Source organism: Streptomyces pseudovenezuelae (genome assembly GCF_029892565.1).
In the GTDB taxonomy this organism is placed as follows: Bacteria; Actinomycetota; Actinomycetes; order Streptomycetales; family Streptomycetaceae; genus Streptomyces; species Streptomyces pseudovenezuelae_A.
Map to the genome: position 1 here is coordinate 143680 of NZ_JARXVH010000005.1, position 22523 is coordinate 166202.

At 70.2% G+C, this 22523-nt stretch carries 20 protein-coding genes; 10 read left to right on the top strand and 10 right to left on the bottom strand.

Annotated elements, in window-relative coordinates:
• Positions 1-87: 87 nt before the first annotated feature.
• From M2283_RS17130 to M2283_RS17160, 7 genes are all read left to right on the top strand, one after another.
• Positions 88-777, top strand: a complete 690-nt coding sequence (locus M2283_RS17130) for an O-methyltransferase (RefSeq protein WP_280877115.1) — start codon at positions 88-90, stop codon at positions 775-777.
• A 273-nt stretch (positions 778-1050) separates the two neighbouring features.
• Positions 1051-1821 carry a DeoR/GlpR family DNA-binding transcription regulator gene (locus tag M2283_RS17135; RefSeq protein ID WP_280877116.1) on the top strand — a complete coding sequence of 257 codons (771 nt, stop codon included), beginning with the start codon at positions 1051-1053 and terminating at the stop codon, positions 1819-1821.
• Positions 1822-1921: 100 nt separating this feature from the next.
• Positions 1922-3295 (top strand): ABC transporter substrate-binding protein, encoded by a 1374-nt coding sequence (locus M2283_RS17140; RefSeq protein WP_280877117.1) that lies wholly within the window; start codon positions 1922-1924, stop codon positions 3293-3295.
• A complete protein-coding gene (locus M2283_RS17145; protein ID WP_280877118.1) occupies positions 3292-4230 on the top strand; it encodes a carbohydrate ABC transporter permease in 939 nt (312 codons plus the stop codon). The genes M2283_RS17140 and M2283_RS17145 overlap by 4 nt, the downstream gene beginning before the upstream one ends.
• Complete coding sequence (locus M2283_RS17150) at positions 4227-5075, top strand: carbohydrate ABC transporter permease (protein ID WP_280877119.1); 849 nt, start codon at positions 4227-4229, stop codon at positions 5073-5075. The genes M2283_RS17145 and M2283_RS17150 overlap by 4 nt, the downstream gene beginning before the upstream one ends.
• Entirely contained in the window at positions 5072-6061 is a 990-nt protein-coding gene (locus M2283_RS17155; RefSeq protein ID WP_280877120.1) for a zinc-dependent alcohol dehydrogenase family protein, read from the top strand. The genes M2283_RS17150 and M2283_RS17155 overlap by 4 nt, the downstream gene beginning before the upstream one ends.
• Positions 6062-6154: 93 nt before the next feature.
• Positions 6155-7372, top strand: a complete 1218-nt coding sequence (locus M2283_RS17160) for a TerD family protein (RefSeq protein WP_280877628.1) — start codon at positions 6155-6157, stop codon at positions 7370-7372.
• A gap of 75 nt (positions 7373-7447) precedes the next feature.
• Here M2283_RS17160 and M2283_RS17165 read toward each other — a convergent pair whose 3' ends face one another.
• Positions 7448-8026, bottom strand: coding sequence for a TetR/AcrR family transcriptional regulator (locus M2283_RS17165; RefSeq protein WP_280877121.1), 579 nt, complete (start codon positions 8024-8026; stop codon positions 7448-7450).
• A 137-nt stretch (positions 8027-8163) separates the two neighbouring features.
• On the opposite strand from M2283_RS17165, the gene M2283_RS17170 reads away from it, so the two are divergent.
• Positions 8164-9606 (top strand): MFS transporter, encoded by a 1443-nt coding sequence (locus tag M2283_RS17170; protein WP_280877122.1) that lies wholly within the window; start codon positions 8164-8166, stop codon positions 9604-9606.
• On the opposite strand, the gene M2283_RS17175 is transcribed toward M2283_RS17170, so the two are convergent.
• The 5 genes from M2283_RS17175 to M2283_RS17195 form a co-directional block, all read right to left on the bottom strand.
• Positions 9603-10619 carry a 1-aminocyclopropane-1-carboxylate deaminase gene (locus M2283_RS17175; protein ID WP_280877123.1) on the bottom strand — a complete coding sequence of 339 codons (1017 nt, stop codon included), beginning with the start codon at positions 10617-10619 and terminating at the stop codon, positions 9603-9605. The genes M2283_RS17170 and M2283_RS17175 overlap by 4 nt on opposite strands.
• A 27-nt stretch (positions 10620-10646) precedes the next feature.
• A complete protein-coding gene (locus M2283_RS17180; protein ID WP_280877124.1) occupies positions 10647-11294 on the bottom strand; it encodes a GntR family transcriptional regulator in 648 nt (215 codons plus the stop codon).
• Between the two features lie 84 nt (positions 11295-11378).
• A complete protein-coding gene (locus tag M2283_RS17185) occupies positions 11379-12959 on the bottom strand; it encodes a TROVE domain-containing protein (protein WP_280877125.1) in 1581 nt (526 codons plus the stop codon).
• 353 nt (positions 12960-13312) lie between these two features.
• Entirely contained in the window at positions 13313-14779 is a 1467-nt protein-coding gene (locus tag M2283_RS17190; protein ID WP_280877126.1) for an alkaline phosphatase PhoX, read from the bottom strand.
• Positions 14780-15001: 222 nt separating this feature from the next.
• Positions 15002-16051, bottom strand: coding sequence for a zinc-binding dehydrogenase (locus M2283_RS17195; RefSeq protein WP_280877127.1), 1050 nt, complete (start codon positions 16049-16051; stop codon positions 15002-15004).
• Between the two features lie 92 nt (positions 16052-16143).
• Between M2283_RS17195 and M2283_RS17200 the strand changes: the two genes are divergently transcribed.
• Entirely contained in the window at positions 16144-16701 is a 558-nt protein-coding gene (locus M2283_RS17200; RefSeq protein ID WP_280877128.1) for a TetR/AcrR family transcriptional regulator, read from the top strand.
• Positions 16702-16799: 98 nt separating this feature from the next.
• Here the strand turns inward: M2283_RS17200 and M2283_RS17205 are convergent, their stop codons facing one another.
• Positions 16800-18227 carry a hypothetical protein gene (locus M2283_RS17205; protein WP_280877129.1) on the bottom strand — a complete coding sequence of 476 codons (1428 nt, stop codon included), beginning with the start codon at positions 18225-18227 and terminating at the stop codon, positions 16800-16802.
• Positions 18228-18505: 278 nt separating this feature from the next.
• Between M2283_RS17205 and M2283_RS17210 the strand changes: the two genes are divergently transcribed.
• The gene (locus tag M2283_RS17210; protein ID WP_280877130.1) at positions 18506-20332 is read left to right on the top strand and encodes an endonuclease/exonuclease/phosphatase family protein; all 1827 of its coding nucleotides are present in this window, start codon (positions 18506-18508) and stop codon (positions 20330-20332) included.
• Between the two features lie 28 nt (positions 20333-20360).
• On the opposite strand, the gene M2283_RS17215 is transcribed toward M2283_RS17210, so the two are convergent.
• The 3 genes from M2283_RS17215 to M2283_RS17225 all read right to left on the bottom strand — a co-directional run bounded on the left by M2283_RS17215 (position 20361) and on the right by M2283_RS17225 (position 22493).
• Positions 20361-21095, bottom strand: coding sequence for an SRPBCC domain-containing protein (locus M2283_RS17215; RefSeq protein WP_280877131.1), 735 nt, complete (start codon positions 21093-21095; stop codon positions 20361-20363).
• Positions 21096-21098: 3 nt separating this feature from the next.
• Positions 21099-21695, bottom strand: coding sequence for an ArsR/SmtB family transcription factor (locus tag M2283_RS17220; RefSeq protein ID WP_280877132.1), 597 nt, complete (start codon positions 21693-21695; stop codon positions 21099-21101).
• A 93-nt stretch (positions 21696-21788) separates the two neighbouring features.
• Entirely contained in the window at positions 21789-22493 is a 705-nt protein-coding gene (locus M2283_RS17225) for an antibiotic biosynthesis monooxygenase (RefSeq protein ID WP_280877133.1), read from the bottom strand.
• Between the last annotated feature and the right edge of the window lie 30 nt (positions 22494-22523).

Here is a 22523-nt window from a genome sequence, read left to right on the forward strand (position 1 = left end):
CTCGCCTCCCTCACCCCGCCGATCCCTCGCTTCGCCGAGGATATTCCTTCTAGAAACGACGCAACGTTGCGTCTACTCTAGGCGACCATGACACCGACGACACCCACGCCCACACCGACGCCCACCCACTCCCTCGCCGACCCCCGCATCAAGGCAGCCCTCAGCCGCCTGTTCGAAGGCGCCGAACAGGACGACGCCACCTCCGCCCGCATGGACGCGGACCTGCCCGGCGGTTTCGCGCCCCTCTCACCCCAGGAACAGGCCGATGCCGCGGCCGAGATCTACATGCCGATCTCCGCCGCCGGCGGGACGCTGCTCTACAACCTGGTCCGGGCCGTACGCCCAGCCACGGTGGTGGAGTTCGGCATGTCCTTCGGGATCTCCACGCTGTATCTGGCCGCGGCCGTACGGGACAACGGCGCCGGACGCGTCGTGACCACGGAGCTCAGCGCGGACAAGATCGCCGCGGCCCGCGCGACCTTCGCCGAGGCCGGCCTGGACGACCTGATCACCGTGCTGCCGGGCGACGCCCGCGACACCCTCGGCGCCCTGGACACTCCCCCGGACCTCCTGCTGCTGGACGGCTGGAAGGACCTGTGCCTGCCCGTCCTGCGCCTCCTTGAGCCGCGTCTGCGCCCCGGCACCCTGGTCGTGGCCGACGACGTCGACCTGCCGAACCTGCGCCCGTATCTCGACCACGTACGCGATCCCGCGAACGGCTACGAAAGCGTCACGTTCCCCGTCGAGGACGGCATGGAGATCAGCTGCCGGCTCTGACCGACGGCGTGAAAAAGACGCTCTTCGACGGCGGGCGGGCACCGAACGGGCCCGCCCGCCGGGGGGTTCGGGCAGCCGGCGTGCCCGTTCCCACGCCCTCGACGGCTGCCCCGCAGGTCCGAGGCGGGCACTCCGCCCGGTAAACGGACACACACGGGCAGCATCGGACCTGCAACAGACCTGGTCAGTGCCGGACAGCCGCTGTACAACTTCCTCCAAGGGCCGCACCGGGCCCGAACGGGCAAAGGCGCGCGTGGAGAGCAGGTGTCGGCCATGGAAGCGAGAACGGCGGAAGAACGCCAGCGGGAGATCGTGCGGGCCGCGCGCGCCGGCGGATCCGTCGACGTCACCGCGCTCGCCGCCGAACTGGGCGTGGCCAAGGAGACCGTACGACGGGATCTGCGCGCCCTGGAGGACCACGGTCTGGTCCGCCGTACGCACGGCGGGGCGTATCCCGTGGAGAGCGCCGGGTTCGAGACGACGCTCGCCTTCCGCGCCACCAGTCACGTACCCGAGAAGCGCCGGATCGCGGGCGCCGCGGCCGAGCTGCTCGGGGACGCCGAGACCGTGTTCGTCGACGAGGGCTTCACCCCCCAGCTCATCGCCGAGGCACTGCCCAGGGACCGGCCGCTGACCGTGGTCACCGCGTCCCTGCCGGTCGCGGGCGTGCTCGCCGAGTGCGAGAACACCTCGGTACTGCTGCTCGGCGGCCGGGTCCGGCACGGCACCCTCGCCACCGTCGACCACTGGACGACGAAGATGCTGGCCGGGTTCGTCATCGACCTGGCCTACATCGGCGCCAACGGCATCTCCCGCGAACACGGCCTGACCACGCCCGACCCCGCGGTCAGCGAGGTCAAGGCGCAGGCCATCCGTGCGGCCCGCCGCACGGTCTTCGCGGGCGTGCACACCAAGTTCGGGGCGGTCAGCTTCTGCCGGTTCGCGGAGATCGGCGCACTGGAGACGATCGTCACGAGCACGCTGCTCCCGTCAGCCGAGGCCCATCGCTACTCACTGCTCGGGCCACAGGTCATCCGCGTCTGAAAGTCCCCCATCAGTCAGTCCACATGTCCAACTGACGCACCAGAGGGCACATCCATGCCCGGGTGAACCATCTTTCTCCCCATACGTCCAGGAGCGATCCATGCGAACCCAGAGCCGACGACGGCCCACGCGAGCCACGCTCGCCATGGCCGCCGCAGGGACGCTGCTCGCCCCGCTGCTCTCCGGCTGTTGGGTCGGGGCAGGCGGGTCCGGTTCCGGCGGCAACTCCGTCAACGTCCTGATGGTCAACAACCCGCAGATGGTGGAGCTGCAGAAACTCACCGCCTCGCACTTCACCAAGGAGACCGGCATCAAGGTGAACTTCACCGTGCTGCCGGAGAACGACGTCCGCGACAAGATCAGCCAGGACTTCGCCAACCAGGCCGGCCAGTACGACGTGGCGACGCTCAGCAACTACGAGATCCCGATCTACGCCAAGAACGGCTGGCTGCACGAGATGAACTCGTACGTGGCCAAGGACCCCGCGTACGACGAGCAGGACATCCTCAAACCGATGCGCCTGTCCCTCACGGCCGACGACGGCAAGCTCTACGGCCAGCCCTTCTACGGCGAGTCGTCCTTCCTGATGTACCGCAAGGACATCTTCGCGAAGGAGGGCCTGACCATGCCGGCCCACCCCACCTGGACCCAGATCGCCGACCTGGCCGCGAAGGTGGACGGCGCCGAGCCCGACATGAAGGGCATCTGCCTGCGCGGACTGCCCGGCTGGGGCGAGCTGATGGCCCCGCTCACCACGGTGGTCAACACCTTCGGCGGCACCTGGTTCGAGAAGAACTGGCAGGCACAGCTCGACTCCCCCGCGTTCGAGAAGGCGACGAAGTTCTATGTCGACCTGGTCCGCAAGCACGGCGAGTCCGGCGCCGCCCAGTCCGGCTTCGCCGAGTGCCTCAACAACATGACCCAGGGCAAGGTCGCCATGTGGTACGACGCCACCAGCGCGGCCGGCTCCCTGGAGGCCTCGGACTCCCCCGTCAAGGGCAAGCTCGGCTACGCACCCGCGCCGGTCGAGAAGACCGACTCCTCGGGCTGGCTCTACACCTGGGCCTGGGGCATCCAGAAGGCGTCCCGCAACCCCGACAAGGCCTGGAAGTTCGTCTCCTGGGCGTCCAGCAAGCAGTACGAGGAACTGGTCGGCGAGACCAGCGGCTGGCCCAACGTGCCCGCCGGCAAGCGCGCCTCGACGTACGAGAACGCCGACTACCGCAAGTCCGCCGCCTCCTTCCAGGAGATGACGAAGGAGGCCATCGAGGGCGCCAAGCCCGATGACCCGGGGGTGCAGCCGCGCCCCGCGCCCGGCATCCAGTTCGTCGGCATCCCCGAGTTCACCGACCTCGGCACCAAGGTCTCCCAGGAGATCAGCGCGGCCATCGCCGGACGCCAGTCCGTCGACTCGGCCCTGAAGAAGGCCCAGCAACTCGCCGAGAAGATCTCGAAGGAGTACGAGGGGCGATGAGCGCGACCACAACGGCTCCCGTAGCCGCAACTCCCGTACGCACCACCCACCAGCCCCCCGCCCGGCTGCGCGCCTGGGCCACCCGGGCCCCGCTGCTGCCCGCCCTGGTCTTCATGATCGTGGTGACCCAGCTGCCGTTCGTGGCGACCCTGGTCATCTCGTTCTTCGACTGGAACGCGCTGTACCCCGACGCCCGGCACTTCACCGGCGTGGACAACTACCAGGAGGTGCTGACCGACCCGGACCTGCGCCACTCGGTGTGGACGACGGTCCTGCTGACCGTCGCGGTGGTGCTGGTCAGCCTGATCCTCGGGCTGGTGCTCGCGCTGCTCCTGGACCGCAGGTTCCGCGGCCGGGGCTTCGTCCGCACCCTGCTGATCGCGCCCTTCCTGGTCGTCCCGGTGGCCGCCGCGCTGCTGTGGAAGCACGTGCTCTACAACCCCGAGTACGGGCTCCTGAACGGCCTGTTGCACTACGTCGGCGGGCCACAGCCGGACTGGATCTCCAACACCCCGCTGCTCGCCGTGGAGGCCTCGCTGGTCTGGCAGTGGACGCCGTTCATGATGCTGATCCTGCTGGCCGGCCTGCAGAGCCGGGACAACGAGCAGATGGAGGCGGCCCGGGTCGACGGCGCGAGCGACTGGCAGGTCTTCCGCTACCTGACGCTGCCGCACCTGCGCCGCTACCTCGAACTCGGCGCCCTGCTGGGCTCGATCTACATCGTGCAGAACTTCGACGCGGTCTTCACCATCACGTCCGGCGGCCTGGGCACCGCCAACCTGCCCTACACCGTCTACCAGACCTTCTACCAGGCCCACGAGAACGGCCTCGCCTCGGCCGCCGGCGTCCTGGTGGTCATCGGCTCGATCATCATCGCGACCTTCGCCCTGCGCGTGGTGTCGTCCCTGTTCCGCGAGGAGGTGTCCCGCGCATGAGCACCGTCGCCGTACGAACCCCCGCCCGCCGCAAGGGAGTCGGTCTCGGCCTGGTCGCCTGGGTCATCGGCATCGTCTTCTTCCTGCCCATCGCCTGGATGGCGCTGACGTCCTTCCACTCGGAGACGGACGCGGCGAAGAACCCGCCCGCCTTCGGCGCCTCCCTCACCCTGGACGGCTACCGCGACTTCTTCGGCACCGGCGGTGGCGCGAGCCCCTGGCCGGCGCTGATCAACTCGGTCGTGGCGTCGGTGGCATCAACGCTCTTCGTCCTGCTGCTCGCGCTCCCGGCGGCGTACGCGCTGTCGCTGCGGCCGGTGAAGAAGTGGACGGACGTCCTGTTCTTCTTCCTGTCGACCAAGATGCTGCCGGTGGTGGCCGGGCTGCTGCCGATCTACCTGTTCGCCAAGAACACGCACATGCTCGACAACATCTGGCTGCTGGTCATCCTCTACACCTCCATGAACCTGCCGATCGCGGTGTGGATGATGCAGTCGTTCCTCGCCGAGGTGCCGGTGGCGATCATCGAGGCGGCAAGGGTGGACGGAGCACGCCTTCCGACGATCCTCGCGCGCGTGGTGGCCCCGATCGCCCTGCCGGGCATCGCGGCGACCGCCCTGATCTGCTTCATCTTCAGCTGGAACGAGCTGCTGTTCGCCCGGGTCCTGACGGGGGTGGTGGCCGAGACCGCGCCCGTCTTCCTGACCGGCTTCATCACCAGCCAGGGCCTGTTCCTGGCGAAGGTGTGCGCCGCGTCACTCGTGATCTCCCTGCCGGTGCTCGCCGCGGGGTTCGCCGCCCAGGACAAGCTGGTCCAGGGCCTGTCGCTGGGAGCCGTCAAATGAAGGCCGCCGTCATCGAGTCCGTGGGCCGCGCCGTCGTCACCGAGGTCCCCGACCCGACGCCGGGCCCGCGCGAGGTCGTCGTGGAGGTCGCCGCGTGCGGCCTGTGCGGCACCGATCTGCACATCCTGCAGGGCGAGTTCGCGCCCAAGCTGCCGATCGTGCCGGGGCACGAGTTCGCCGGGCAGGTGGTCGGGGTCGGCACCCAGGTCACCGAGATCGCGGTCGGCGACCGGGTCGCGGTCGACCCGTCGCTGTACTGCTACGAGTGCCGTTACTGCCGCGACGGACACAACAACCTGTGCGAGCGGTGGGCCGCGATCGGCGTCACCACCGCCGGCGGCGCCGCCCAGTTCGCGGTGGCGCCCGTCGCGAACTGCGTGAAGCTGCCCGAGCACGTCCGCACCCAGGACGCGGCCCTGGTGGAGCCCCTGTCGTGCGCGGTGCGCGGCTACGACGTCCTCAAGTCGCGCCTCGGCGCGCACGTGCTGATCTACGGCTCGGGAACGATGGGCCTGATGATGCTGGAGCTGGCCAAGCGGACCGGCGCGGCGAGCGTGGACGTCGTGGACCTGAACGCGGCCCGCCTGGAGACGGCGCAACGGCTCGGAGTGTCGGGCTCAGCGGCCAACCCGGACGAGCTGGACCGGCCGCAGGGCTGGGACGTCGTGATCGACGCCACGGGCAACGCGGCGGCCATCCAGGACGGTCTGGGCCGGGTGTCCAAGGCGGGCACGTTCCTGCAGTTCGGCGTCGCCGACTACGCGACCCGGGTCACCATCGACCCGTACCGCATCTACAACCAGGAGATCACGATCACGGGATCGATGGCGGTGCTCCACAGCTTCGAGCGAGCGGCGGAGCTGTTCGCGAACGGGGTTCTGGACCCGGAGATCTTCATCAGCGACCGGATCCCGCTGGAGCGGTACCCGCAGGCGCTGGAGCAGTTCGCGGCCGGGGTGGGACGCAAGATCATCGTCGTCCCGTAGGGGTCCTGACCTGGGGTTCCGGGGAGCGGGCGGATTGGCCGCTTGGTAAGGGAACAGTAAAGCGACCTCGCTCGTTCTCCGGGCATGACAGCTATGACCCCCGGCTCGAACATCCCTCTCTCCACCGCCCGCGTGGCGGTGGACGTCGCCGCCCCGGTGCGGCTCGACGTTTCGGGCCTGCTGCTCACCGCCGACGGCAAGGTGCGCTCGGACGACGACTTCATCTTCTACAACCAGCCGACGGGACCGGGTGTGACCTACCGGTCGGGCGGCGGTACGGCACCGGACGCGATCGTCGTCGACACGGCGGCGGTCCCGCCCGGCATCGAGAAGATCGTGGTCACCGCCAGCCCGGACGCCCAGGGCCAGACCTTCCAGGGCGTCGAGCCCACGGCCACGATCCGCGGCGCGGACGACAACAGCGTGCTGGCCACGTTCACGCCCCCGCAGCTCGGCACCGAGACGGCGCTGGTGATCGTGGAGATCTACCTGCGCAACGGCGCGTGGAAGGCCCGCGCGGTGGGCCAGGGCTACGCCAACGGGCTGGCGGGCATCGCCACGGACTTCGGCGTGACGGTGGAGGAGCCCGCCCCGGCCGCGGCAGCCCCGCCGCAGCCCATGCCCACGCCCACGCTCCAGACACCGGTGGCCCCGCCGGCCCCGTCGCTGTCCCGCACCCCGCCGCCGCCCCCGGCCGCGCCGCCCGCCCCCGCGGCCGCCGCCCCGGGCACCGGGAAGATCAACCTCGACAAGGGCCGCGTCAGCCTCCAGAAGAACCAGACGGTCTCCCTGGTCAAGGGCGGCCGCCCGCTGCTCTCCCAGGTCAAGATGGGCCTCGGCTGGGAGCCTGCCTACCGCGGCAAGGACATCGACCTCGACGCGTCGGTCATCGCCTACGGCCCGCAGCGCAACCACATCGACAGCTGTTACTTCGGCAAGCTGTCGATCCTCAACGGCGCGATCAAGCACTCCGGCGACAACCTCACGGGCGAGGGCGGTGGCGACGACGAGGTGATCGTGGTCGACCTCGGCCGCATCCCCCAGGAGGTCAGCGGCCTGGTCTTCACGGTCAACTCCTTCACCGGCCAGAAGTTCACCGAGGTCGCCAAGGCCTACTGCCGCCTGATCGACGCCGCCACCGGCGAGGAGCTCGTCCGCTTCGACCTCACCAACGCCGAGGCCCAGACCGGCGTGATGATGGCCAAACTCGTCCGTCAGTTCTCCGGCGAGTGGGACATGACGGCGATGGGCAACTTCGTGAAGTCCCGCACGGTACGGGGGATGGTGAAGCCGGCGGCGCAGTCGCTGTAGCGGCACGGAGTACGACACCTGTGGGGCGCCCTGGATCGAGGGCGCCCCTCCGTTTCCGGGTGCGGCCCGGAACGGTCAGTCCTCCGCCCCCGGCCGCAACCCGTCCGTCAGCAAGGACAGATAGCGGCGGATCTGCCCGCCCTGCTTGTCGGCCATTTCCGACGCCGTGGCCACCCCGTGGGCCAGCCGGAGCAGTTCGATCGGCTCGATGTCCTCCCGTAGGACGCCCTCCCGCTGTGCCGCCTCCATCAGGCGGCCCATCGCGCCCTTCACCGACGTACCGCAGGCGGTGACCGCCGCCGAGCTGCCGTCCGTGACGGCCGAGCCCAACAGGGCCTTCATGCCGCGGACTTGGATCGTGCCGACGCAGAGTTCGTTGAGCCACTCCACCAGCGCCTCGCCGGGCGGCAGTTGTTCGGCCAGTTCGTCGGCCCGGCCCGCCAGCGCCTCGATGCGGTCGACGTACGCGGCCTCCAACAGGGCCTGCCGGGTGGGGAAATGGCGGTAGAGCGTGCCGGAGCCGACGCCCGCGCGCTTGGCGATGTCGTCGAGAGACGCGTTCTCCCCGTGCTCGGCGAAGGACTCCGCCGCCACCTTCAGCAGCCGCTCGTAGTTGCGCCGGGCGTCCGCGCGCATGGGTCTGACCTGCGCCATCCAGATACTCCTTGCGAACCGGGGACCGTCTCCGTATCTTACCGAGTACTAAACGGAGACAGTCCCCGCTTATCTCTGCGGGCAGTCCGTGCTGCCCGCACGCCTTTCACACGGGGACGCCAGACCGGGAGAACTCCATGTCCACCCCGTCCGCACCGTCCACCACCCCCGATGCTCTCTCCGCACCACCCCGACCCGCCAGGCTCGGCACCGTCCTCTTCGTCGTCGTCACCGCCTATCTGATGGTCGGCGTCGACTCCACCGTCGTCAACGTCGCACTGCCCGACATCCAGAAGGACCTCGACTTCAGCCCCACCGGCCTGTCCTGGGTCCTCAACGCCTACACGCTCGCCTTCGGCGGGCTGCTCCTGCTGGGCGGCCGGGTCGGAGACATCGTCGGCCGCCGCCGTACGCTCACGATCGGCGTCCTGCTCTTCGCGATGTCCTCCCTGCTCGGCGGACTCGCCACCGACAGCGCCTGGCTGCTCGCGGCCCGCGCACTGCAGGGCATGGGCGCCGCGCTCATCGCACCCAACACGCTCGCCCTGATCACCACCAACTTCCCGGAGGGCCCGCGCCGTCACCACGCGCTCGGCATCTACACCTCCATGGCCGGCATCGGCGCCTCGATAGGCCTGGTCATCGGCGGCATGCTGACCTCCTGGGCGTCCTGGCGCTGGGCCCTGCTGATCAACGTGCCGATCGGCGTCGGGGTAGCCCTCGCCCTGCCCCGCTTCGTCACCGAGACCCCGCGTCACGCAGGGCAGTTCGACGCGGCGGGCGCGCTCACCGGCACTGCCGGGATGACCTCGCTGGTGTACGCGTTCATCCGGGTCTCCTCCGACGGCTGGGGCGACCTCCAGGCGCAGCTCGGATTCAGCGCGGCGGCGGCCCTGCTGGCGGGCTTCACCCTGGTCGAGTCCCGCGCCGCCCAACCGATCATGCCGCTGCGCCTGTTCGCCGACCGCAACCGCGCGGGTGGCTACGCGGGCGTCCTGCTGCTGCCGGCGGGCATGTTCGGCGCGTTCTACTTCCTCACCCTGATCAGCCAACGGGTCCTGGACTACAGCCCGTTGCGCGCGGGCTTCGCCTTCCTGCCGATGACCCTGGCACTCTTCACGGTAGTCCGCTTCGTACCGCGCCTCCTGGCCCGCTTCGGCGCCAAGCCGATCCTCCTCACCGGCATGGCCCTGCTCGTCACAGCGGCGGGGTGGCTCTGGCAACTCCGCCCCGGTGACGGCTACTTGACCGGCCTCTTCGGCCCGCTCCTCCTGATGGGCATGGGCGTCGGCCTCAGCTTCATGCCCCTCAACGCGACGATCCTCGCGGGCATCGGGCCCCGCGAGGCGGGCGCCGCGTCAGGCCTCCTCCAGACCCTGCAGTGGCTCGGCGGCACCCTCGGCCTGTCCATCCTGGTCACGGTCTTCGGCACGGCGACCCGGCACGCGACCGGGTCACCGACCGACATCCTCGTCCATGGCTCGGCCCGCGCGTTCGGCGTCGGAGCTCTGATCGCCCTGACCGCGCTGCTGGTGTCGGCGTTCGTGATCACCGGCAGGAAGACCGAGGAGGCTGCCTAGAACAGCGCGCTGTACGCGTTCAGCGCGGGCTGTCCCCCGAGGTGGGCGTAGAGCACCGTGGAGTCGGCGGCGATCTCGCCGCGGGCCACCAGGTCGACCATCCCGGCCATCGACTTGCCCTCGTACACGGGGTCGGTGACCATCCCCTCGGTGCGGGCGGCGAGGCGCATCGCGTCCAGGGTGGTCTCGTCCGGGATGCCGTAGATGCCGGCGTGATAGCGGTCGTCCAGTTCGACGTCGTCGACGGTCAACTCCCGCTTGACTCCGATCAGTTCGCCGGTGCGCTGCGCGATCCGGGCCACCTGCTCGCGGGTCTCGGCGGGCTTCGCCGAGGCGTCTATGCCGAGCACGCGGCGCTCGCGCCCGCCCGCCTCCTCGATCGCCCGGAACCCGGCGACCATGCCGGCCTGGGTGGAGCCGGTCACCGAGCACACCACCACGGTGTCGAAGAAGACGCCCAGCTCCTGTTCCTGCCGGGCGACTTCGTGGGCCCAGTTGGCGAAGCCGAGGCCGCCGAGCGGGTGGTCGGAGGCGCCGGCCGGGATGGCGTACGGCTTGCCGCCCGACTCCTCGACCTCGCGCAGCGCCTGCTCCCAGCTCTCCTTGAAGCCGATACCGAACCCGGCCTTCACCAGCCGTACGTCCGCTCCGGCCAGCCGGCTGATCAGGATGTTGCCGACCTTGTCGTAGACCGAGTCGGGCCACTCCACCCAACTCTCCTGGATCAGCACGCACTTGAGCCCGGCGCGGGCGGCGCAGGCCGCGACCTGGCGGGTGTGGTTGGACTGCACGCCGCCGATCGAGACGAGGGTGTCGCAGCCCTTGGCGATCGCGTCGGCGACCAGGTACTCCAGCTTGCGGGTCTTGTTCCCGCCGTACGCGACACCGGAGTTGCAGTCCTCGCGCTTGGCCCAGAGGGAGGCGCCGCCGAGGTGGGCGGTGAGGCGCTCCAGCGGGTGCACCGGGGAGGGGCCGAAGAGGAGCGGGTAACGGTCGTACGAGGAAAGGGACATGAGACCTCCAGGGTCGGTCGGCCGGAGTCAGCCGGCGTCGGCCAGGTCGGCGAGGGTGTGCCAGATGTTGGCCGTGACGCGGACCGCGCCGTCCGTGTCACCGTCGGCGCAGGCCTCGATCAGCCGCTCGTGCAGCCCGGCCGAACGGCACGAACCGCCCTCGCCGAAGCGCCGTCGCTCCAGTCGGCGGATGAGCGGGGTGTAGCGGGCGACGGTGGCGGCGGCCGCGCGGTTGCCGCTCACCCGCACCAGTACGTCGTGGAGTTCGTCGTCGGCACGCAGGGCCGCGTCCACGTCACCGCCGGCCACGGCGAGGGCGAACCGCCCGTTGGCCGCGCGCATCGCGTCAAGGTCCGCCGCCCGCAACCGGGGTACGGCGACCCGGGTGACCAACTCGTGCATGGCCCCGACCACGGCGGCGGCGTCCCGCACCTCGGCGGCCACGACCGGTGTCACCCGCGTATAGCTCTGCGGCTTGCTCTCCAGCAGCCCCTCGTCCACCAGCCGCGAGAACGCCTCCCGCACCGGCGCCCGCGACAACCCGAGCCGCTCGGCGAGATCGGCGTCCCGCACCACCGCCCCGGGCTCGATCTCCCCGGCCACGATGGCGTCACGGATCGCTGCGTAGGCGCGGTCCCTGAGGAGGGTGCGCGGGACGGGTCGCAGGGCTTCCATGAACTGAAATGTTAGATGTCGATCTCCCGATGGGCAAGGGTGTGGCCCGCACCCCCCGTGGAAGTGCGGGCCACGCTTCGGTGCTCAGGCCGCCCAGGGCCAGTCGGCGTCCTGGGCCGCTTCGAGCAGCGGAACCATCCGGAAGGCCGCGTCGCCGAGGCCCCCGAAGGTGTGCCGGTTCGCCTTGCCCGACGGGCCGTGGCCCGCCCGGTACCCGGCGAGGTTCCAGGTGTAGACCGGGATGTGCGCCGGCACCTGCTGGGTCGGGTCGCCGTGCCGGTTGTACGTGTACTGCTCGTCGGTGACGATCAGCACCCGGTCCTGCCCCCGGTAGTGCGCGCGGATCGCCGAGGTGGTGTCGGTGCCGCCCAGGTCGCCGAAGCGGTCCAGGATCTTCAGCACCGACTCGTCCCTGCGGAAGTCCAGGCGCCGGCTCGTGGTGCCGAACTCGACGAGATCCGCGTCCGCCGCCCGCAGCGCGAGCGCCGTACCGAAGATCGCCGCCGCGTCGGCCCGGTTGAGCTCCGAACGGTCGGACAGCCGCGCCCACATCGAGCCCGACCGGTCCACCAGCACCAGCGTCCGCCCGGGCAGCGCGGGCACGTTGGCCAGCGAGTGGCCGAGCGCCCGCTCCAGCGGGTACGCCCAGCGCAGCGAGGGCGCGTGCCGGTACGCGGCGAGGTACCGGAAGGGGAACTGCCGCGAGCGCGCGACCTCCGCCGGGTCGCTGATCCGCGCGGCGACCCGCTCCGCGACCTCGTCGGAGACACCCGCCTCGTCGAAGTTCCGCAGATTCCGGACGAGCGCCATGGCCCCCATGGACGGGATGACGGCCTCCCAGGCCGCCTTGGCCATCGGGCCCTGGAGCCAGCCGGCCAGCGCCTCCCACGTCACCCCGGCGGCGGCGAGCCGCTCGGCACCGCCCTCGGAGGTGACGACGGCACGCCGGTCCTCGACCGGTACGGCCATCAACTCGCGGTGCGCCGCGAGCACATGGTCGGACGCGGGCGGCACCGCGGTGTCCGGGTGGTGCCGGCGGTCGAGGGCGTACCGGAACAGCTCGCCCTGCCACGGCTTGTCCGGGTCCGGGGCCGCGTGCACGAGGTTGAGGATGTCGCCGAAGCGGTAACCCTTGGACGCGGTGTCGTACTTCAGCAGCGACTTGCCGCTGTAGAGACGCCGTACGGCATCGGCGATACCGCGCTTGACGGGCTTCGGGACGGCACGGCCGTACAACGAGGTCCAGTACGCGAGCAGTTCACCGGGCTCGTCGGGACGCCGCAGTACGGAGGCCACGACCTGACGGTTCGACGGGCCGTCGGTGACGCCGACGTCGAGGCGTGCCTTGACGTACTCGGCGGCACCCACGATCGAGGCGGTCCGCAGGTTGCCCTCGCCACGCAGCCAGCCGAGCAGACCGGCCGTCCAGGTCGGGTCCTCGACGGCGAGCCGGCGGACGAGCCGCGCGTAGCGGTCGTCGCGGTCGGTGCCTCTCTCGTAGAAGGTCTGCTGCGACACGAAGTTGGCGACGGCGAGCAGAAAGAGCTCGGAGCGCGCGTCCCGCTCACGGCCACGGCCGCCCTCGTAGGTACGGAGCACCTGACCCGTGGAGGTGACGCGGGAAACGGGCTGCGCGCGGGCGGCCTTCCTGTTGAATCGCGACATGTTGAATTCCCCCGAATTCACTTCTGTTTCGGAGGGAGTGCGCGGCAATGGTGGGCGCCCGAGATCGGAGTCGGCGACGGGACTTATAAACCAGCGCGTCTTCCGTTCCGCCACACCGGCCCTGGGCCGATGACGGGATTCGAACCCGCACCCGTATCACTACGGACTGGATCCCTGAAGTATCCGCTGCCTGCGCACCGGACACCCACCATGAGCTGCGCCTCCCGAGATCAAGTCGGCCGCGGTGTTGGATTCTTTTTCGAGAAGAAGTAACCGCTGCCTTCGCACCGGGAGGTGCGTGCTGTTGTGATCTCAGAGTAGGAGGCGCAGCCGATGAGGGGCGACCCAATTAACTAGCCGCGCTTCTGCCGCTTCCAAGGACCGGTGATCGCCAACATGATGCCCGGCGTCTGGATGTTGGCGAACAGGGTCTTTCCGTCGGGCGAGAAGGTCACGCCGGTGAACTCGCTGTACTCGGGCTTCTCCGCGGTGCCGATGTTGAGTTCGTTGCGGGCGATCGGGTAGGTGCGGCCGCTGTCGGTCGCACCGAAGAGGTGCTGGACGCCCTCGCCGTCCTCGGCGATGACGAGACCGCCGTACGGGGAGACGGTGATGTTGTCGGGGCCGTCGAAGTTGCCGTCGACGGAGGGGTCCGGGTTGACGCCGATCAGGACCTTGAGGGTCAGGGTGCGGCGCTTGGGGTCGTAGAACCAGACGGCGCCGTCGTGCTGGACGGGGCTCTCGGTGCGGGCGAACGAGGAGACGATGTACGTGCCGCCGTCGCCCCACCACATGCCCTCCAGCTTGCGGGCGCGGGTGACCTGGCCGTCGGCGAACTGCTTGCGGACGGAGGTGGTCCTGGCGTCACGGTCGGGTACGTCGACCCAGTCCACGCCGTAGACCGTGCCGATCTTCGTGGCGCGGGAGAGGTCGTCGATGAACTTGCCGCCGGAGTCGAAGCACTTGAAGGCCTGGAGGACGCCCGCGTCGTCGGCGAGGGTGCGCAGCTTGCCGCGGCCGTGGTGGAAGTGCTCCGGCGGGGTCCAGCGGTAGAGCAGGCCGTTGGGGCCGGCCGCGTCCTCGGTCAGGTAGAGGTGACCGCGCTTGGGGTCGACGACGACGGCCTCGTGGGCGTAGCGGCCAAGTGCCTTGATGGGCTTGGGGTTTCGGTTGGCGCGGCGGTCGGCGGGGTCGACCTCGAAGACGTAGCCGTGGTCCTTGGTGAAGCCGTTGGTGCCGGTCTTGTCCTCGGTCTCCTCGCAGGTGAGCCAGGTGTCCCAAGGGGTGTTGCCGCCCGCGCAGTTGGTGGCGGTGCCGGCGACGCCGACCCACTCGGCGACATGGCCGCCGGGGCGGACCTCGACGACCGTGCAGCCGCCGGCCGCGGCCGGGTCGTAGACCAGTCCGTCGATGAGCGGCACCGGGTGCGGCCACTGGGCGCGGGGGCCGGCCAGTTCGTGGTTGTTGACCAGGAGGGTCGTGCCGCGCGGGCCGTCGAAGGTGGACGTGCCGTCGTGGTTGGAGGGCGTGAACTCGCCGGACTCCAGCTTGGTCTGGCCGCTGTAGGTGATGACGCGGTACTTGAAGCCGGCGGGCAGCGCGAGGAGGCCCTTGGGGTCGGCGACCAGCGGTCCGTAGCCGACGCCGCCGTGCCCGTGGCCGTGTCCGTGGCCGTCCGCCGACACTCCCTCCGCGCCCTCGGTGTCCGTGGACGCAAGGGCGTTCGGTGCCGTGGCCAGCGCACCGACGCTGCCGGCGAGCGCGACACCGGCCCCGGTGACCGCGGATTTTGTGGCGAAGTCCCTGCGACTGAGCGACATGGTGTCTCCTGCTGACGGTGAGTATGCCGTGGAGGGTGGCGGACCTCGGGTCGGCGCCACGCTCCCTCCCACGGCTGAACGGGAGTTGAACACCGGGCGTCTGCGCGGGACACGCTTCCATGAATCCGTACACACCGCCCCACGGGAGTCAAAAATCCCGCTCGCCCGGGCAATGGCGGGTGAGGACTCCACCAGCGCCGCCCGTGATCCGTCGGATGGAACTCAGGGGTGCATGACGATCTTTCCCACGTGCCCCCTGCGGGAGAGCTCCTCCTGTGCCTGAGCCGCCTGGTCCAGTGGGAAGGTCGCGGCGATGACGGGCTGGACCTCGGCCCGACGGGCCAGGTCCATGAGGAGGCCGAAGTGTGTGGGCGTGTGCATCGAGGACCCGATGACCTGGGCGTTGTGCAGGTAGAGACGGCGGACATCGAAGGTCACGTCATAGCCGCCGAGTGCGCCGGCGATGACCCACCGGCCACCTTCGCGCAGCAGCGGCAGCCCCTCACTCACCAGCTCGCCGGCCACGACGTCGAGTGCGACGTCGATGCTCTCCGGGGCGGCGGTGCGGATCTGCTCGGCGACGTCTCCTGCGCGGTCGACGACTTCGTGCGCGCCTGCTTCGCGCACCGCGTCGATCTTGGATCCGCTGCTGACGGCGAGCACCCTCGCGCCGCGCGCACGGGCGATCTGCACCAGCGCGAGGCCGACACCGCCGGACGCCCCCGAGACCAGGGCGGTCTCCCCCTTCTGCAGCCGGCCTCGCTCGATCATGCCCAGCGCCGTGCCGTAAGCGGTCGGCAACGCCGCGAGCTGGTCGTCCGTGAGCGGGGATTCCGTCACGTCGTGCACACGCTCTGCCGGCGCCGTCACGTACTCGGCGTATCCGCCGTCGCGTTCGCTCCCCATCAGGCCCACAGGGTTGGCGTCCGGCCCGTCGGCGTCGTAGATCGCGGGGTCGACGACCACGCGGCTTCCGACGAGGCTCCCTTCCACTCCGGGCCCGACGGCCACGACGCGGCCGGCCACATCGGCGCCCTGGATACGCGGGAAGTCGATCGGGCCGCGCCAGCCCGACCTCGCCTTCGGGTCTCCCGGCCGGCCGTAGGCGCCCTCCCGGGTCCACAGGTCGGTGTTGTTCAGGGCTACGGCGCTGACCTGGACCAGTACCTCTCCCGCCCGCGGCACGGGGGCGGCGACCTCCGTCAGCTCAAGAACCTCGGGTCCTCCGTGCCCCGTGATTCGCACCGCTCGCATGACCTGGGACGCACTCATCGCTTGAACCTCCTCGCAGGTATACTGATCTGTGAACATCTCTCACCGTACACCGATCAGTGAAGGGGCTCGCAGTGCAGGAAGCGCGGCCCATGACGCCGGCCGGGCGCCGGATCGTGGCGGCCGCGGAGGAGTTGTTCTACAACCGCGGAATCACAGCGGTCGGCGTGGATCTGATCGCTGAGCACTCAGGGGTGACCAAGCGGACCCTGTACAACCAGTTCGGTTCGAAGGACCACCTCGTGGCGGCTTATCTCACGGGCCGCGACCAGCGCTGGCGGTCACTTGTCCGTGCCGCCGTCGACGCCAGTGACACTCCCGCCGAGGCCGTCACCGCGCCCTTCGAGGCGCTGCGGACCTGGAGCGGGACCAACACCCGCGGATGCGCCTTCATCAACGCACTCGCCGAACTCCCGGACCCCTCGCATCCCGCGTACCGCATCGCCGCGAACCAGAAGCTCTGGCTGCTGGACCTGTTCAGGGAACTCGCCGTCACAGCGGGCTGCTCGCACCCGGCCACCCTCGCCACCCAACTCCTCGTGCTGCACGAGGGCGCTGTCGCCATGCAGCCCCTCTCGCTCGACAGCCTTCCGGAGAGCACTGCCCTGGCACGAGCCCTGGTTCGAGCCGGCACATCGCCTCGCCACTAGAACGTCCTCGACAAGGTGCTGCCGTTCGGCCGGGCTGGACGGCGCCCGGCGCTCGGCCGATGGGATCGCTGATGGGGTCCCCGGGGGGGCGGAGCCCCTCATTCCCCCCGCTGAGACCGAGCCTTGAACGCCGCCCGCTTCGCTTCCTTCGCGATCCGCTTGTCCGGATGCAACCGCCCCATCGCCTCCAGCACATCCGCCGTGGCCGGATGCTCCACCCGCCAGGCCGCCGCGAAGAACCCGCCGTGCTGTGCGGCCAACCCCAGTACCAGTTCCCGGAGTTCGTCGGAGTTGCCTTCCGCCGCCAGCTGCGCGGCAACCGTGTCGATCGTCAGCCAGAAGATCATCGCCTCGGACGGCGCAGGCACATCCGACGCCCCGTGCTCCGCCAGCCAGACCCGCGCAAGCCCACCGAGCTCCGGATCGTCGAGCACCTCCCGCAACGCGGGCTCGGCCTCGGCCCCGACCAGGGACAGCGCCTGCTGACACAGCAGCCGCCGCAGCGGCGCCCCGGTGTCCAGTCCCCGCGCCGCCGCCAGCAACTCCCGTGCCGCGCCCAGCGGTTCACGCCGAGCCAGCCACTGCTCGGTCTCCGCCTGCGCGGCCCCCTGCGGAAACGTCGCCGTCCCGTCGAGCAACGCGTCGGCCCCCTTGTCCGCGAGGTCGCCGACCGCGGGCGCCTCAAGACCGGCCTCGAGAAGCCGAGCGCGCAGCCCGTACAACCCGAGCGGCGTGAGCCGCACCATCCCGTACCGGGAGACGTCGGTGTCGTCCACGGGCGCCGCGGGTTCCTCGTCGACGTCGGCCATCAGGGCCTCGTCGACGGGCTGGTACTCGACCAGGCCGACCGGCTCCAGCACCCGGAACTGGTCGTCCAGCCGCATCATCGCGTCGGACACCTGCTCCAGTACGTCGTTGGTGGGCTCCCCCATGTCGCTGGGCACGATCATCGAGGCGGCGAGCGCCGGCAGCGGCACCGGCGAGTCGCCTGCGCCGTCCTCGCTGACCGTCAGGAGATAGAGGTTGCCGAGCACGCCGTCGAGGAAGTCGGCCTCCGCCTCCGGGTCCCATTCGAGGCGGGAGAAGTCGACCTCGCCGGTCTCGTCGAGCGCGTCCTCCAGACCGTCGAGGTCGGGCACGCTCGCGTCGGCCAGCACGGTGTCCAGCGCGCCGAGCCACACCCCGAGCACGTCCTGCGGCGAGCCACTGGTGAGCAGCGCCAGGTCCTCCCCGGCCGCGACGGTGCCCTCCTCCTCGTCGACGATCTCGACGAGCCCGGTGTCGACGGCCACCCGCCAGGCCTCGCTCGCGTCGGCCGCCGCGTCGTCCCCGGTCAGTCCGAGGACCTCGGCGGCCACGGGCAGTTGCTCGTCGACGAGTCCGCCCCCGGCGTCGACCCTGGTGTCCGCACCGGCCCAGCGGGCCAGCCGTGCGGCCCGGCCGAGCAGCGGCGTGGACAACGCGGCCCGCGCCAGCTCCGCTTCGGGAGACAACCGCACCGGCGGCAGGGGGGAGCTGTCTGACATCGGCTGCTTCTCCTAGGGGGCGTGTCGTACCACTCGATCGCTCAGCCTAGACGGATTTCGACCCATGCCGCCCGGTTCATCTCCCCGTCGGCCGCGGTACATGGCTGAATCCTTGACAACCAATGTGACCAGGCAGGAGATTGACGCGCGTAGAAATCTGCTGGACACCTGTTCACTGTACTTTCTACGCGCGTCGCCACCGCCCCACCGGTCGCGGCCCCAGGCGTTCCAGTTCCACCCTCGTCCCGGCGCCCACGCATGTCCCCGGAGGGATCACGTTGCCGAGCAAGTCTTCCGCGCGCCTCGCCGCGCTCACCGTCGCCGCCGTATGTTCCGCGGCGTCCACCGTCGTCCTGACCTCGCCCGCGCACGCCGACAGCCTGCGCATCCATGACGTCCAGGGCACCACCCGGACCTCTCCGTACGCCGGCCAGAAGGTCACGGATGTGCCCGGAATCGTCACCGGCACGCGCACGTACGGCTCCTCAAGAGGCTTCTGGCTGCAGGACCCGACCCCGGACGACAACCCGGCCACCAGTGAAGGCGTGTTCGTCTTCACCAGCTCCGTCCCGAAGGTCGCCGTCGGTGACTCCGTCACGGTCACCGGCACGGTCTCCGAGTACGTGCCGGGCGGCACTTCGACCGGAAACCAGTCGTTGACCGAGATCACCAAGCCCACGGTCACCACCGTCTCCACGGGCAACGCGGTCCCGGCCCCGACGGTGATCGGCTCGAAGTCGGTGCCGAACCGGTACACCCCGGCGGGCGACTCCGCCGCGAACGGCTCGCTGGCCGGCCTGACCCTGCAGCCGAAGAAGTACGCCCTGGACTACTACGAGTCTCTTGAGGGCATGAACGTCCAGGTCAAGAACACCCGTGTGGTCACCGCCACGGACCCGTACGCCGAGCTGTGGGTCACGGTGAAGCCGCACGAGAACCAGACCCGCCGCGGCGGCACGCTCTACGGCTCCTACGACTCGCAGAACACCGGCCGGCTGCAGATCCAGTCGCTGGGCGCGGTCGCCGACTTCCCGGTGGCGAACGTCGGTGACACGCTGGCCGGCACCACGACCGGTCCGATGGACTTCAACCAGTTCGGCGGCTACACCCTGGTCGCGAGCGAGCTGGGCACGCTCAAGAGCGGCGGCCTCAAGCGCGAGACGACGAAGAGGCAGTCGCGGGACGAGCTGGCGGTCGCGACGTACAACGTCGAGAACCTCGACCCGACCGACGCCACCTTCGAGGAGCACGCCTCCGCGATCGTGAACAACCTGAAGTCGCCCGACATCGTGTCCCTGGAGGAGATCCAGGACAACAACGGCGCGAAGGACGACGGTACGGTCGCCGCCGACGTGACGGTGAACAGGCTGATCGACGCGATCGTCGCGGCGGGCGGCCCCACGTACCAGTGGCGCTCGATCGACCCGACCAACGACACCGACGGCGGCGAGCCGGGCGGCAACATCCGCCAGGTGTTCCTGTTCAACCCGGAGCGGGTCTCCTTCACCGACCGCGCGGGCGGCGACGCCACCACGGCGGTCGGGGTCACGAAGGTGCACGGCAAGGCGGTCCTGACGGCCTCCCCGGGCCGGGTCGACCCGGCGAACGAGGCCTGGAACGCCAGCCGCAAGCCGCTGGCCGGCGAGTTCGTCTTCCGCGGCAAGACGGTCTTCGTGATCGCCAACCACCTCAACTCCAAGGGTGGCGACTACGGTCTGACCTCGCAGTACCAGCCGGTGCCGCGCAGCTCGGAGGTCCAGCGCCACAAGCAGGCGACGCTGGTCAACGCGTTCGTGAAGTCGATCCTCGACGTCCAGAAGAACGCCGACGTCATCACGCTCGGCGACATCAACGACTTCGAGTTCTCCGACACCGCGAAGATCCTGGAGGGTGACGGCGAACTCTGGTCGGCGATCAAGTCGCTGCCGAAGAGCGAGCGTTACACCTACGACTACCAGGGCAACGCGCAGGTCCTGGACCAGATCCTGATCAGCCCGTCGATCCGGCGCGACTGCGACTTCGAGTACGACAGCGTGCACATCAACTCGGAGTTCAACGACCAGATCAGCGACCACGACCCGCAGGTGCTGCGCTTCCGGCCGTAGCGCCCGCTCAGTCGTCACTCCCGTTCGGTCAGGGCTGGTTGAACACGCCGTTCAACCAGCCCTGCCAATCGGTCTCGCACTCCTTGATGTCGGTGCCCGGCGTGAAGTCGTGCAGGGAGATGCCGACCGGGTATCCCCAGTGGTTGCGCCCGAAGATCCGGGTGAGTCCCCGGTCCGTGCGCAGCCCGATGAAGTACGGGTCGCGGTAGTCGACCACGGCCTCGAACTCGTCGGGCCCGCGGACCGTCACCCGCGCGCCGGCGGCCACGTCGTCCCCTAGACCGAGCGCCCGCGCTACGACGGCCAGGGCATCCGGGCCCTTCGACGCCTCGGGCCCGTCGAAGGTCGCGAAGGCGGCCGGCCGGGGCGCGAAGTGGGTCACGTACTCGCGCAGGGTGTGCAGATAGAAGTCGGTGTGCTTGGCGGCACCGTCGTACTGGTTGTCCCAGTCGTCGACGAAGATCCCGCTGTGCACGTACCGCACCCAGGCCCGGCGCCCCTCGTCGCGCGCCTCGATGGTGTAGTCGAGTTGGTTCATCGTCTGCTCGGCGATGCCCTCGACGTCCTCGACCCGGTTGGTGTAGCGGTGGGGCGGGTCCCAGGCGGTGACGGTGGACCCGAAGGGCCCCGTGCCGCCGACCTTGGGCTCCGGCGGCTCCATCGGCCACAGATAGCCGTCGGTACCGGTGGTGACGGCGTCCCACACCTGCTGCGGGGTGGCGTCGACCTCGAACTCGCGGGCGATCTCGAACTCTTTGGGCATGATCTACTCCAACTCGGTCTGCTTGAGGGTGGGATGGACCGCCACGACGATCCGGTGATCGCGGCCGCCTTCGGCGTCGGGCGCGTCGTACTTGCGGATCAGCGAGGTGACACCGGCCGTCAGCTCCTGGATGAAGGCGGCCCGTTCGGTCGCCGAGGCGAAGCGCACCTCACCGTCCAGGGCATAAGTGGCGAGCCCCTTGCGGGCCTTCGTCGCACCGGTGATCAACGAGCCGACGTCCCGCACCAGTCGGGCGCCGAGCGCGAGCAGCCAGCGCGCGGACAGCTGGTCGCGGAAGCGGTCCGGGTCCGGCTGCACGGCGGCGAGCGCGAGCGGCGAGATGACGTACGACGCGGCGGTCGCCCGCATCAGCCGCTCGGTGACGTTGCCCTTGCGGCGCTCACCGGCCAGCTCGACCAGGCCGTGCCGCTCCAGCGCCTTGAGGTGGTAGTTCACCTTCTGCCGAGGCAGCCCGACCCTGCCGGCCAGCATGGCGGCCGACGCGGGTCCGGCCGCCAGTTCGGCCAGCAGCCGGGCCCTTATGGGGTCCAGGGAGACGGCTGCGGCCTCGGGGTCCTCGATCACGGTCACGTCCAGCATGGGTCCACCGTCTCACCGAACACTTTTTTTGTCCAGGCGAGCGAAGTGTTCGGTGAGCCGGCGCGGGGACCCTCGCCGAGAAGGCATCCCGGCTCAGCCGGGCAGGAGGCCCAGGGCATGGTCGTACCGGCTGACCGTGCTGCTCTTCAGCCCCGGCCAGGTCTGCACGCGCGTCCAGAGCTCGCTCGCCGAGCCGATCCCGTCCCCCGGCGCCGCGAGGGCGTCGATGTGGGCCTGGGCGCTCTCCCACTCGGCGTAGTTGAGGACCCGGGCGCCGTCGGTGGAGAGGTGGAAGTGGGCGGAGATGCCGCCGGGGTGCGGGGCGGGCTCGCTCGCCAGCGCCTCCGCGACGGCGTCCACCCAGGCGCGCTGCCGCTCGGCGTCCGGCCCCTCGAACTCGATGTCCACGATCACCACGCACCCGGGAACGCGCCCGCCCCGGTCGGCCGGGCCGAGGCTGCGGTAATGCCGGTACCGGCCGAGCCCCACCCGGTCGATGCCCGGTACGGCGGTGTCGATCTCGTCGACGCGCTCCTGCCGGTGCGTCTTGACGAAGGCCTCGTAGGCCGCCTCGCCCGTCCACTGCGAGTAGTGCAGCAGGGTGGAGGCGTCGTGCCCGGTGTAGACGTGGTAGCCGAGCAGATCGGCGGCCGGCCAGGGGCGGCGCTCCCAGGCACCGGCGATCGCCTCGACGGTCTGCCGCTGACGCAGGGGTGTGCCCACGCGCCAGGTGCTGAAGAAGGGGGCGCCGATACGGGGGTCGGCGAGGTCGGGGTGTGTGTCCGTGCGTCGGGTCATGACGCAACTCTTCAATCTCGACCGAACTTG